The sequence below is a fragment of the Caballeronia udeis genome (assembly GCF_044909315.1).
In the GTDB taxonomy this organism is placed as follows: domain Bacteria; phylum Pseudomonadota; class Gammaproteobacteria; order Burkholderiales; family Burkholderiaceae; genus Caballeronia; species Caballeronia udeis_A.
The window spans coordinates 184,666-197,268 of the sequence record NZ_JBIYEB010000003.1 but is presented as its reverse complement, the minus strand read 5'-3'; the positions used below and the strand labels follow the sequence as shown (position 1 = coordinate 197,268).

The 12,603-nt window shown below is 58.4% G+C and carries 10 protein-coding genes; 5 read left to right on the top strand and 5 right to left on the bottom strand.

The features are described 5' to 3' along the window. The 4 genes from ABH944_RS06040 to ABH944_RS06025 form a co-directional block, all read right to left on the bottom strand. Nucleotides 1-714 carry a 4-carboxy-4-hydroxy-2-oxoadipate aldolase/oxaloacetate decarboxylase gene (locus ABH944_RS06040; protein WP_404605121.1) on the bottom strand — a complete coding sequence of 238 codons (714 nt, stop codon included), beginning with the start codon at nucleotides 712-714 and terminating at the stop codon, nucleotides 1-3. A 36-nt stretch (nucleotides 715-750) separates the two neighbouring features. Then, nucleotides 751-1,725 carry a Bug family tripartite tricarboxylate transporter substrate binding protein gene (locus ABH944_RS06035; protein WP_404605123.1) on the bottom strand — a complete coding sequence of 325 codons (975 nt, stop codon included), beginning with the start codon at nucleotides 1,723-1,725 and terminating at the stop codon, nucleotides 751-753. Between the two features lie 431 nt (nucleotides 1,726-2,156). After that, nucleotides 2,157-3,458: a dicarboxylate/amino acid:cation symporter gene (locus ABH944_RS06030; RefSeq protein ID WP_404605125.1), complete on the bottom strand. Its 1,302-nt coding sequence runs from the start codon at nucleotides 3,456-3,458 to the stop codon at nucleotides 2,157-2,159. Between the two features lie 150 nt (nucleotides 3,459-3,608). After that, nucleotides 3,609-4,472: an amidohydrolase family protein gene (locus ABH944_RS06025; RefSeq protein WP_404605127.1), complete on the bottom strand. Its 864-nt coding sequence runs from the start codon at nucleotides 4,470-4,472 to the stop codon at nucleotides 3,609-3,611. Between the two features lie 130 nt (nucleotides 4,473-4,602). Between ABH944_RS06025 and ABH944_RS06020 the strand changes: the two genes are divergently transcribed. From ABH944_RS06020 to ABH944_RS06005, 4 genes are all read left to right on the top strand, one after another. Next, entirely contained in the window at nucleotides 4,603-5,532 is a 930-nt protein-coding gene (locus tag ABH944_RS06020) for a LysR family transcriptional regulator (protein ID WP_404605129.1), read from the top strand. Between the two features lie 32 nt (nucleotides 5,533-5,564). Beyond that, entirely contained in the window at nucleotides 5,565-6,845 is a 1,281-nt protein-coding gene (locus tag ABH944_RS06015) for a LysR family transcriptional regulator (protein ID WP_404605370.1), read from the top strand. 147 nt (nucleotides 6,846-6,992) lie between these two features. Then, a complete protein-coding gene (locus ABH944_RS06010) occupies nucleotides 6,993-8,294 on the top strand; it encodes a cation:dicarboxylate symporter family transporter (protein ID WP_404605132.1) in 1,302 nt (433 codons plus the stop codon). Nucleotides 8,295-8,344: 50 nt separating this feature from the next. After that, nucleotides 8,345-9,244, top strand: coding sequence for an NAD(P)-dependent oxidoreductase (locus ABH944_RS06005; protein ID WP_404605133.1), 900 nt, complete (start codon nucleotides 8,345-8,347; stop codon nucleotides 9,242-9,244). Nucleotides 9,245-9,278: 34 nt separating this feature from the next. On the opposite strand, the gene ABH944_RS06000 is transcribed toward ABH944_RS06005, so the two are convergent. Then, nucleotides 9,279-10,313, bottom strand: a complete 1,035-nt coding sequence (locus ABH944_RS06000) for a lactonase family protein (RefSeq protein WP_404605135.1) — start codon at nucleotides 10,311-10,313, stop codon at nucleotides 9,279-9,281. A gap of 1,273 nt (nucleotides 10,314-11,586) precedes the next feature. Between ABH944_RS06000 and ABH944_RS05995 the strand changes: the two genes are divergently transcribed. Next, nucleotides 11,587-12,522: a helix-turn-helix domain-containing protein gene (locus ABH944_RS05995; RefSeq protein WP_404605137.1), complete on the top strand. Its 936-nt coding sequence runs from the start codon at nucleotides 11,587-11,589 to the stop codon at nucleotides 12,520-12,522. Nucleotides 12,523-12,603: the final 81 nt, after the last annotated feature.

Here is a 12,603-nt window from a genome sequence, read left to right as displayed (position 1 = left end):
TCAGTTGGCCTCGTTGAGCTTCATCGCGTCTTCGTATGTATCGACGTAGGTCAACCCAAGCTTTTCGAGCTGCGGGCGCATCGAGTTGAGATCGAGCGACAGTTCGCCTGCCTTCAGGCGTTCCCGCGAACGGCTTTCCTTCGCGAGGCGCTGCTCCGACGCCTTGGCCACTGCGTCTGCGATTGCACGCGGAACGATCACCACGCCATCGTCATCGGCCACTACGACATCGCCCGCGTGGACCGCCACACCGGCACACACGACTGGCATGTTGACGTTCCCGAGCACGGCCTTGACCGTCCCTTTTGCCGAGATCGCTCGCGACCAGACCGGAAAGCCCATTTCCCTGAGCGGACCTACGTCACGGCAGCCCGCGTCGATCACGAGGCCCGCCGCGCCCCGGCTTTGCATAGACGTGCCGAGCAACTCGCCGAACATGCCGTCGGTGTTGTCTGCAGTCACCCCGACAACCATGATGTCGCCCGGCTGGCATTGCTCGATGCCGACATGAATCATCCAGTTGTCGCCCGGTTGGGCGAGCACGGTCACTGCGCTGCCGGTTGCTGCGGCCCCTGCATAGATCGGCCGCATGTACGGCTTCATCAACCCGATGCGGCCCATCGCTTCATGCACGGTCGCAGTACCGGCAGCACGCAGAACATCGACAACATCTTTGCTAGTCCGGTCAAATTTTCGTACTACTACGGTTTTCATGGGATCGATTCCTGTTGGTCGAAAATTCTCAATTTCTCATTGAAGCGGAATACTCGCCTTCTGGATGACGCCTTTCCACTTGTCCTGATCGGCCTTTACGCGAGCCGTCATTTCGGCCGGCGTACTCGACTGCGCTTCAGCACCGAGGTCGAGCAGCTTCTTCTTCACGTCCGGCGAAGAGACCGCTGTGGCGACGTCCTTCGCCAGCGCGTTGACAATCGCGTCCGGTGTATTCCCAGGCAGACTCAAGCCGTTCCACGACGTCGCCTCGTAGCCTTTCAGACCGCTCTCGGACATTGTCGGCACATTGGGCAAGCCGGAAAACCGTTTGCCGCCGGTGACGGCGAGCGGCGTCAACGCCTTGGACGAGATCTGCCCGATCACGGATGGCATGATTTCGAACGCAGCCTGAATCTGATCGCCGCGCAGTGCGGTGACGACCTGGCTGGTTGAATCGTATGGCACTACCTGGGCGTCGATACCCGCCATCGACTTGAACAGGTCTGCGGCAAGATTCTGCGTGCTGCCGGTCGAGATCGTGCCGATATTCATCTTCCCAGGATGCGTCTTCGCATAAGCGATCAGGTCGGCAACGGACTTATAGGATGAATTCCCGTTGACAAGCAGCACGAGGTCAAAGAACGAAATCGTCGATACGTGCTTGAAGTCACTCATCGTGTATGGCAGGTTTTTGAACAGCTGCGTCGCCACTGCCGTGCCATTCCCTAGCAAGAATGCGGTGTAGCCGTCCGGCTTGCCGTGGGCGACCAGCGTCGCTGAATTGACAAAGCCTGCGCCGGGCCGGTTCAGAATGACGACCGATGCCTTGGTCAGCGCGGTCATTTTTTGCGCAAAAATGCGCGCTGTCAGGTCGCCCGCGCCTCCTGGGCCATACGGTACGACGATCGTGATCGTGCGGCTAGGATAGTCATCAGCGAATGTGTTCATCGATGAAATCAGGCACAGCGCAGCCAAACACAGCCGCAGATAGCAAGCTATCTGGCGAGGCATGTCGTCTCCTTTATTGTGCGCGGCACCGTTTTTGCCGCAACACTTTATTAGTCGCCGGAAGTGGCACTGACAATTGAAAATTGCAAAGCACCCTGTACCCGGGACCTTCGACGAGGCCCCGTGGCGCGGCCCCGCTAAAGGCTTGCTTCCGTTGATTGAATCGTCGCACCGGGGCTCTGCAACGTCTATTGAATAAAAACCGCGACGTGTTAACCGTTTGGTAAAGTCACACGCCGCACCGCGCGAGGAAGGTGGACGGCTTCGCTTCGCCTGACGTTCTTCTTGTGCGTCTCAATCAGGTTGCGCGCCGCCTGCGGAGCGCCGCGGCTTGCGCCATTTTCGTACGTCAGATGCATGCCCATGTTGTCGCGCGCGCAATCGCGCACGGACAACAGGACACCCGGCGTCGTTTCAAGCTCGTCGCTGAACGTTCATCCCGAACGTCGGCGTGACATTTCGGCATTAAGCTTCGAACGGTCAAGCTCGTGCTCCCACGCTGATACAACCAGCGTCGCGACACCATTGCCAATGGTGTTCGCCAACGCGAGCCCGGTTCCCATGAAGCGGTGAATGCCGAGAATCAGCACCATGCCGGACACCGGGATGATCGGGAAAACCAGCAGCGTCGATGTCAGCATCACGAACGCAGCGCCCGCCACGCCGCTTGCGCCTTTTGACGTCAACATTGCAACGCCGACGAGCGTCAGTTGCTGCGTCAGGCTTAGTTCGATGTTGAACGCTTGCGCAATGAACAACACGGCCATCGTCAGGTAGATATTTGTGCCGTCGAGATTGAACGAATAACCAGCGGGAATCACGAGCCCCACGACCGATTTCGAGCAGCCGAGACGTTCGAGTTTTTCGAGCATTTGCGGCAACGCAGCCTCGGACGAGCTCGTGCCGAGCACGATCAGCAACTCTTCGCGGATATAACTCATGAAGCGCAGGATACTGAAGCCCAGCAACCGCGAAATCACGCCGAGCACGACCAGGACGAAGACAGCGAGCGTCACGTAGAACGCGCCGATCAGTTTCAGCAGCGGCAAAACCGCACCAATACCATAGGTACCGATCGTGAAGGCAATCGATCCGAACGCACCGATCGCCGCGACCTTCATGATGATGTGCACGATGCCAAAGAAAGTCTGCGCGAAGTGATCGATCATCTTGATCAGCGGCCGCCCGCGCTCGCCGGTGGCCGCAAGCGCCGCGCCGAACAGCACCGAGATCAGCAGGATCTGCAGCACGTTGCCGGATGCGAACGCGCTGGTGATCGTGTCGGGAATGATGTGCAGCAGGAACTCGACCGTGCTCTGCTGATGCGCGGCCGTGGCGTAGCCCGAGAGTGCTTTCGTATCAATGCTGGCGGGATCCAGGTTAAAGCCCGCACCCGGCTTAAACAGATGCCCCGCGATCAGGCCGATCACGAGCGAAACTGTAGAGACCACCTCAAAGTAAAGCAGCGCCTTGCCACCGACGCGCCCGACCTTCTTCATGTCGCCCATGCCCGCAATGCCGGTGACGACGGTGCAGAAGATGATCGGGCCGATCACCATCTTGATCAGCTTGATAAACGCGTCGCCGAGCGGCTTCATCTGGACAGCAAGCGACGGTACGAAATGTCCGAGCAGCACGCCCAGAATGATCGCGACGAGTACGTGGAAATATAGCGTTTTGTAGAACCGCTTTTTTGTGCTGTGCGGCGGCGATGCCATGACGGCAGTCTCTATCATGACGTTGCTCCACACCAAACGGGGTTGAGATGCGTATTAGTCATCGACGTCTCCTGAATTGAATTGTGCGTCGGAAACCAGTGGTACGATTCCCGCTTCTCCGCCCTCTTTGCGTGGCAGTTCGAATGGTCGTGCGCGAAAGGGATTCGATCAGAATCCGTAGAGCCGCGCCGGGTTTGTCACGAGCAGCTTCTCGCGAAGCACCGCGTCCGGACAGAACCGGAATAGCAGATCGACAAGTTCGCCATCGTTCGGCATGTCCTTGCTGATGTTCGGATGCGGCCAGTCGGTGCCCCACAGCACACGGTCAGGCGCGGCTTCAATCAACGTGCGCGCGAACGGGACGGCGTCGTCGAAAGGACGGCGACCCGCAGATACCCGCTCCGCGCCGCAAACCTTTACCCAGGCCAGCGGGTTGCGCATCAATTCCAGCAGCCGGTGGAACGGCTCCTGATCGAGTCCCGCTTCGGCGCACACGCGGCCCATGTGATCGATGACGAATGGCACCTTGATGCGCGCGATGCGTTCGGCGTACTGCAGGATGTCCTGCGCGTCGAGATGCAGCACGACGTGCCAGCCCAGTTGCTGGATGCGCTCGAGTACGCGGTCGAACACGTCGAGATCAGGCGCACCGCCCAGATGCGCAACGAAATTGAAGCGCACGCCGCGCACGCCGCGTGTGTTGAGGTCGGCAAGTTGTTCGTCAGTGATGTCGCCATCAACAATCGCGACGCCGCGATATCGCCCTTTGCCCCGCGCGATTGCATCGAGCATCGCGGTATTGTCGGTGCCGTGGCAGCTTGCCTGCACGATCACTCCCCGGCTCGCACCCAGGAAATCGTGCAGAGCAACAAGGCGCTCGAACGGCGCATCGGGTGGCGTGTAGCTACGATCCGGCGCGTACGGAAACTGTGCGGCCGGGCCGAAAACGTGGCAATGGGCATCGCAAGCGCCGACAGGCAACCTTTGATTCGGGTGAATGGGATGGGGATCGGGCGGCAGGCAGGATTTCATTGAGCTCGTCTCTATGGTCATGGCCGCGTGGTGCAGCTTTATCGGTTGTTTGAATTGTGGCCGGCACCCCATCTCGCTACAATCGCCATATCAAACTAGCTGATATACGAATTTCACATACCTTACGTTCATGGACTTGAAACAACTGGAGGCGTTCGTGCATGTCGCCGAGCTCGGCAGCTTCACGCGTGCCGCCATTACACTGGACACCAATCAGCCTGCATTAAGCCGGCTCGTTCGGCAGTTGGAAGTTGAATTGCGCCACACGTTGCTTGAACGCAATGGCCGCGGCGTGACGCCCACGCCCGCCGGACAGCGGATGCTCGGCCACGCGAAAGGCATCCTGCAGCAGGTACAGCGTGCATCGCAGGATCTCGATGAATTGCATGGCACACCGGGCGGTCATTTCGCTATTGGCATCACGCCCAGTTTTGCAAGGGTCGCGACGAATCAGCTCGTACGAAATTTTCGGACTCAATTCCCCGGCGCAAATATCTCGGTGGCACAGGGCTTGTCGACTTATCTGATCGAGTGGCTCATGATGGGACGCGTTGACGTGGCGGTTCTCTACGATACATTCGATACCCCATTGATCGAAAAGCGAACAGTCTTCACGGAGGAGCTTTTCCTGATCGGCCCGGGCAACCGCGATACACCCGAACCAGCAACGAGCGCACCCATGGCAACGATCCTGTTGCGGGAAATCACCCGTTACCCGCTGATCATCCCCGGCAGGATGCATGCGATCAGGCGGATGGTCGAATCCGCTGCCGCGGAGCAAGGCGTGAGATTGCGGATCGAGCTCGAGGTCGATGCCGTGGCTTCAATTCTCGATCTTGTCAGCGAGGGCATTGGCCACGCAGTCCTATCGCTGAATGCGACCACGAGCGACGCGCTTAAGAGGCGCTTTGAGGTGACCCGCATAACCGAGCCGACACTCTATAGCCGCCTTGCGATTGCCACCAGTAGCAAGCACACGCTGTCCCAATTGGCGACTCAGGCGATCGCGATGCTCGAATCGACGGTGTTGCCACTGTACGGCAACGCTTTGGGTACGTGATCCAGACCAGGCCCGCTTCGACAACCGCTATCTTGACAGATCCGACATCCCGGCCAGCCGGCCTTCTCAGTCTCGCACAACTACGCGTGTTTGCGATCGTCGTTGAATGCGGCAGCGCAAGCCGTGCGGCTGAGCAGCTCTTTCGCGCGCAATCCTCGGTGACGCGATCCGTGCGGGAACTCGAGGAAACACTGGATCAAGAACTGCTTGAGCGCCGGCCATCCGGGATGTTGCCCACTTCGGTCGGGCGGGCAGTCTACGAACGTAGCCGGCGCATCTTCGGGGAATTGCAAGAACTCGGCCAGTGGTGCGCGGCACGCCAGTCTCGCGTGCGCACCGTCCCGCCCCGCGCGATTCCTTCCTACCTGCTGAACACACGGCGCCTGGAGCTCCTCGTAGCGCTCGTGCGACATAAGCACATGCCGAGCGCAGCCCGGGCGATGGGCGTAAGTCAGCCTGCCATCAGCAGCGCAGTGCGCATTGTCGAGAGCGGCGCCGGGTTCGCGCTATTTCACCGCACCGCGCGAGGCATGCAGCTCACCAATGAGGGCGAGACATTCGCGCTCGGGATGCGCCGGGCCCTCAACGAATTGCGCCACATCCCAGATGACATCGCGGCGATACGCGGCATTATCTGCGGTCATGTGACAGTCGGGGCCTTGCCGTTCAGCCGCACATTAATCCTCCCGGAGGCGATGGCGCGGGTAAGGCGAGCCTACCCTGGCGTACGCATAACCACCGATGAAAGCGCCTACGAGATGCTGGCGGCAGGAGTGCGCGCGGGGGACATCGACTTCATTCTTGGCGCCTTGCGTGCCACCGATCCCGCGAGCGGCTTATACGCCGAGCCCCTCGTGTCGGAGAGCATGGTGGTGCTGTCACGACCGGGCCATCCGCTCGCTGGAAAACGCGCCCTCAAATTGAAGCAGTTGGCTGACGCCTCGTGGGTTTTGCCCCGCAGTCATACGCCGGCTCGCTCGATTCTCGATGCCCTCTTCGTCCGGATGAAGCTCAGTTCGCCGGTACCGGCAGTCGAAACGGCGGACCTCGCCATCATTCGCGGCCTTCTGCTACGCACAGACATGGTTGCGGTGCTGTCGCCGCAACAGGTCCACTACGAGCTGGAAACTGGACAACTAATCATTCTGGATGTAACGCTACCGGAGGCCGACCGCGAGATCGGCCTGACGATGCGCGCAGCAGGTGACCCGTCACCGGCCGCACGCAAGCTTATCGACGCGATTCGTGAAGTAACCCGACAAGATCCATACCGCCCGCCCCTGTCACCACTCCGCGAACAGCGTCCCCTTTGATCGACAGGCTCGTATAGGCGCACACACCGTCGTCACTCGTAACACGCCAATAAAGAAAACAGGCGGCACATTAAACGCTTCGATGCGGTCAAGCGGCTCCCCGCCCCCATAATTTCACGTAGTTAAAACTACAAGGTGGAGGAGCCGATGGGTATCTTGAGGAAACTGTACGTCCAGGTTCTTATCGCCATTGCGCTTGCGATCGCGCTCGGCCTGGTTGCTCCGCATCAGGCCGTGCTGATGAAACCCCTCGGCGACAGCTTCGTCACCCTCCTGAAGATGATGCTCGGGCCCATCATTTTCTGTACCGTCGTTCATGGCGTCGGTCACATCAAGGACTTTAAAAAGCTGGGCTGGCTTGGCTTTAAAACCCTTCTCTACTTGGAGGTGGTTAGCACCCTGGCGATGCTGGTTGGATTCACGATCATCAATATCGTCAAGCCGGGCGACGGACTACACGCAAGGTCGCTGAACCCGACCGACGCAGTGGCCGAAGTCATCAAGACGGGCAGCGCAGGCGATTTCTCGCTCACTCATTTTCTCACCTCAATCATTCCCCGCACACTGTTCTCAGCTTTCACGACCGGCGACATCCTGCCGGTGCTGTTCGTTTCGCTGCTGGTCGGCTTTGCACTGAGCAGTTGCGCCAAGCCTGACTGGATGGTCTTCCGGCTGATCGAGGAAGCGCAGACAATAGTCTTCAGGATTCTGGGATTCATCATGCGGCTCGCGCCTATTGGCGCGTTCGGGGCCATGGCGGCAGCGGTGGGCAGTTATGGCGGCGTCACGCTGCTTTATTTGCTGCGCTACGTTCTCAGCTATTACGCCAGCACACTATTTTTTATCTTCGTGGTGCTGGGGACCATAGCGGCGATGGCCGGTTTCTCGATCCTGACTATCCTTGCGTTAATCAAGGAAGAAATAATTTTGGCGATGGGCACCGCCGCTAGCGAAGTGGCTTTCCCACGTCTCGTCACCAAGCTTGAACAGGCCGGCTGTGACGAAGCCGTCGTCGGCTTCGTGCTCCCGGGAGGCTACAGTTTCAATATCGACGGTGCCTGCCTTTACATGGCGTGCGGCGTCGGCTTCCTTGCTCAGGCCACGGATACTCCGCTCTCGCTCTCGCAACAAATCTCCCTGCTCGCGGTAATGCTGCTTACATCGAAGGGCGGCGCTGGCGCGGCTGGCGGCGCACTCGTCAAACTTGCAGCCACGCTGCAATCCTCACGCGCTTTGCCGTTGTCGGCCGTAGGCTTGCTTTTCGGCATTGACCGGGTGCTCGCGATCGCGACGTCCACCACCAACGTCATCGGTAACTCGGTTGCCGTACTCGTGCTGTCGAAATGGGAGCGCATGTTCGACGAGCAAAAATTCGCCGCTTATATACACCGCCATCAAATGCCTGCAGCCGAACCGGTCGCGATACAGCAGAACGAACACCCGCTTTAACGCCGAGTTCAAGCGCTTCACATGCCACCCTCACTCGTAGAGCATCCACTATGAATCAGAACAGCAACCATCACGTCAAACGCATCGCGATAGTGGGCTTCGGAGAAGTCGGCCCCGTCTTCGCCCGGGCACTGAGCGCCACGGGCCGTGAAGTGTCTGTCTTCGACATCAAGCTGCAGGACAATGCGACGCGTGCGACCGTAGTCCAGCGAGTTCGCGACTGCGGCGCCGAGGTAGCCGAAAACCTTGCGTCGGCACTGCGTGATGCACAACTCGTGTTCTCTGCGGTCACAGCAAGCCAGGCGGAGGCGGTCGCCATGGCGTCGGCCGAATATCTGACGGCCGGGCAGACCTTCCTCGACCTCAATTCGGTGTCACCCGCCGTCAAGCAGCGCAATAGCAAGCTGATCGAGCGCAACGGCGCTGACTACGTCGAAGCCGCTGTTATGGCGCCAGTCCCGCCACAAGGCATGCGGGTGCCAATACTGTTGGGCGGGCGCATCGCCACGCAAACTGCGGAGATTCTCAACAGCCTGGGGATGCGCACGGATGCCGTGGCGCAGGAAGTCGGCCTGGCTTCCGCCATCAAGCTGTGCCGCAGCATCATGATCAAAGGGATGGAAGCGCTGTGTGTCGAGTCGATGCTGGCGGCGGCGCAGTTCGGCGTGGACGGCCGCGTACTGGCATCGCTCGGAGCAAGCTTTCCGGGCATGGGTTGGGATAGCGGCTACGAGAGCTATCTGATTGGCCGAGTGGTCGAACACGGACAAAGGCGCTCAGAAGAAATGCGCGAAGCCGGTCTGATGCTCGACGGGCTGGGAATGTCAAGCGCGCTCGCAAATGCAGTCGCTGACGTGCAGCGGGAACTCGCCGCACGTACGGCGCCATTGATCGGATCGCTAGACGCGAAAGGCAGCCTTCCCGAGTGGCGAAGCCTGCTGTCCCATTGACCGTCGAATCAACCCTACCCTGAAGGTTAGTTCTTCATTTCACAAAGACAACGCTGACAGGCGCAGGGATATCAATCGATTGCCCTGTGTCCGACAACATGCCCGACACAGGATCAATGCCGAACACATTCACTGTACCGCTAGCCTGGTTTTCCACCAGCATCCATTTTCCCAACTCATCAATTGAAAATCCCCATGGTCTCTGACCGCCAGAGGGCGTGCGTTGAACCAGGGAAAGCTCTCCTGAGTCAGGACTGACGCGATAGACGACCAACGCATTTTCTCCACGGTTTGCAACATAGACAAAACGCCCATCATGACTGACCACAACCTCGGCTCCGCTCTTCGCCCCCTGAAAATCCTGGCTGCTTGTCGGCAACGACTGCACCAGCGTCAAATGCCCTTGCGATGCATCCCAGCGTAAAACCATGATCTCCGCAGTCAGTTCGGTTAGCAGGTAAACATACTGACCATTCAGACCAAAAGCCAGATGGCGAGGGCCACTGCCCGGAGGAGTAGTGAAGGAGCGCGGATTAACCGCGTCATCTGGAGACAACGCATGAGTCGCCCGGTCAAAGCCATAAACGAAAACACGATCGGCACCCAGATCAGGAACCAGTGCGTATCGGCCTGACGGATCGACCGCGACGCTGTGTGCATGCGCGCTCGCCTGCCGGCGGTTGGGACCGGAACCGGCCTCCTTGACCGTGGACGTCCGTGGGCCTACGCTTGCGTCGGAATTGACTACGATGCTCGATACAGATCCACTGCTGTAGTTGGCACCGAGCAAGGTCATCGAGGGTATATCCAACCACAAGTACGTGGTTCCGTTGCCTCCTGTGGCGACCGCGTTCACCTTGGTAAGCGCACCGGTCCCACGATCCACCGCATAGGCCGTGACACTTCCTTCTTCCGTGTTTTGATCATCGACCGAATAAAGCATCGGCAGTTGGGGGTGCGCCACGAGCCACGTGGATCTCAGCCCCTCCTCAACCGGGCCGATCATCGTCAGCTCGCCAGTGTGCGCGTCGAAGCGCAGCGCGAGGATCTGGCGTCCCTGCGTGCCCACGTACACAAGTCCCGGTTGTGCACTAGCCGGTAACGCAGTGGCTCTGCTGTGCTTAGTGTAGATTCCTGCTGACAACGCTAGCGCGACAAGTGCCGCCACGACGCCCAAACGGATCGACATATTTCCCCGGAAAGACTGCATCATGGTTGATGAGGATGGAGGACGATGATATGAGACGAATGACTACTGTTTGCCGCCGGACTGTTCATCAATCACAAGCGGAAATCAGGTGTATTCCACCGCCCTCCTCACCCGTTCGGTAAAGAAGGCCGGCGGTTTCGGCGTGGTCGCCGGCGTATTGAGCGCCCAACTCGATCAAGTGTCTGGCCGCCGCAACTATCGCCCGAGTGGGATAGGATATTCGATACCCGAGCTCCCGTCCCTGCACAAAAATGAGATTCACCGGCATTTTTTGTTTCTGATCATATATGGCAAGGATGCCGACCAGCCCGTGGCAAGGCGGACCGGACGAAAAATCCCCCGGTGCACTCAGAATTTATACACGATCCCAAGGCCGATGCCGTGCGTGTCGACAGAGGGCGCAACTGCGACTCCCGAATACGCGGTGCCGTTCAGGGCGTATTTCGCGCGATTCCGGTTTTGAATAAACCGAGCGCAGCCTAGACCTCCGTCAAATTTCAAATAGTATGAAAATCACATGTACTTCGTAATCCTCTATTTTTTACCTCAGAATATTTCGTGGCAGGCAATGTTGATGACCGTTCTCATACCGCGTCATCAAACACTGACCTGGAAATTGGGCCCGCGGTACCGGACTAAAGTTCGCCCACCAGCGACTAGATGAAAACCCCAATCCCTCGAAATATTGTCTTCTTGCAGTAAGAATATTTGATGCTCAATCTCGCGTCCCTACACAAAATTTAGATTCACTGTCATTTTTTCGAGCGATGCAAGCCTGCAGAAGGCGTGTCTGGGTGTCATGATTCGTCGAATCCAGATTGTTATGCACCCGGCCATCCATCGCCGTGGTGCGGCACGTGTCATGCTTGCAGCCTCGGCTTCCTTCGTTTCCTGTCAACCAAGCCCGGCGATCATTGAGTGAAAGCTGATCCGGGCCTAGAATGATGACGATCATCGATCAAATCGACCGGGTAGTCCCGCACCCACGAAGTTGCCGGAGCGACCTGCCGCTGTTTGATCGATGAGAGAGGGTTCAAACGGACCAGGGCCAGAAAATCTTTCTGCGCATGCCCGGTTTTCAATGACCGGTCTTCACCAAATCGATCCCGTTGATCCTCGCCAAGGAGACTTCATGACACATAGTGCGATGACAAAATATCAACGCCACCCGAGCAGCAACGCGGGGCTGACAACAGTTCCGAAGGTACGTTTGTATGTCGAGCGTTCAGAAGAAGAAAAATGGTTTGTAAACATCGGGCATGTCACCGACCGGGGCCGCTGGCGAACCGAGCCTCACGCGCATCCAGAGTATGGCCAGGTGATCTTCGTTCGAAACGGCCGCGGTGTAATGAACCTCGAGGGAAGCAATGTGCCCTTCGAAGGCCCGTGCGCGTTGCTGTTGCCCACAGACTGCGTGCATGGTCTTGACTATGAGATCGATGTGGACAGATGGGTCGTGACAATCGAGGTAGCCTATTTGACGCAGGTCAACAGCAAGCTCCACGAATTCATTCAGTTATGGGCGTTACCCCGGATGATTCCACTCTCTTCGGCTACTGTGGCAGCAACAGAGTTTTTCAGCTTGATCAGGAGACTTCAGCAGGAGCTCGAGTCCAAGGCGATCGGCCATGTTGTAGGCACCGAAGCACTGCTCACCTCGCTCTTGCTCATGCTGGTTCGTGGAACCTGTCTTGACCAGATTGACAACGAAGGTGCAACACGCAACGAGGTCCGGCTGGCGGACCGGTTTCGTGAGCTGATCGATCAGCACTACCGGCAGAATCTGCCGCTGCAGGATTATGCGTCAATGATGGCCGTGTCCCTGGTGCAACTGCGTACGGCATGTGCCTCGGCAACAGGGCAAAGCCCCACCAAGATGATCCATGCACGTATCATCGCCGAAGCCAAACGGAACCTCATTTTCGGGGATATGTCCGTGGAACAGATTGCGTTTGGGCTTGGCTTCTCGGACGCCGCGTATTTCACACGATTCTTCCGTAAAGAAGTCGGTCAAGCGCCAAGCCAGTTCCGGCTCACTGCTCGTGACCAGCCTCATCGCACGAAATAAGCCATGATCCAAGACGGTGTCTTCGCTTTGTCCTGACAGCCTGCGAAGGCTCCGCTTCATCGTAAACGCTTTCTCGGCTGG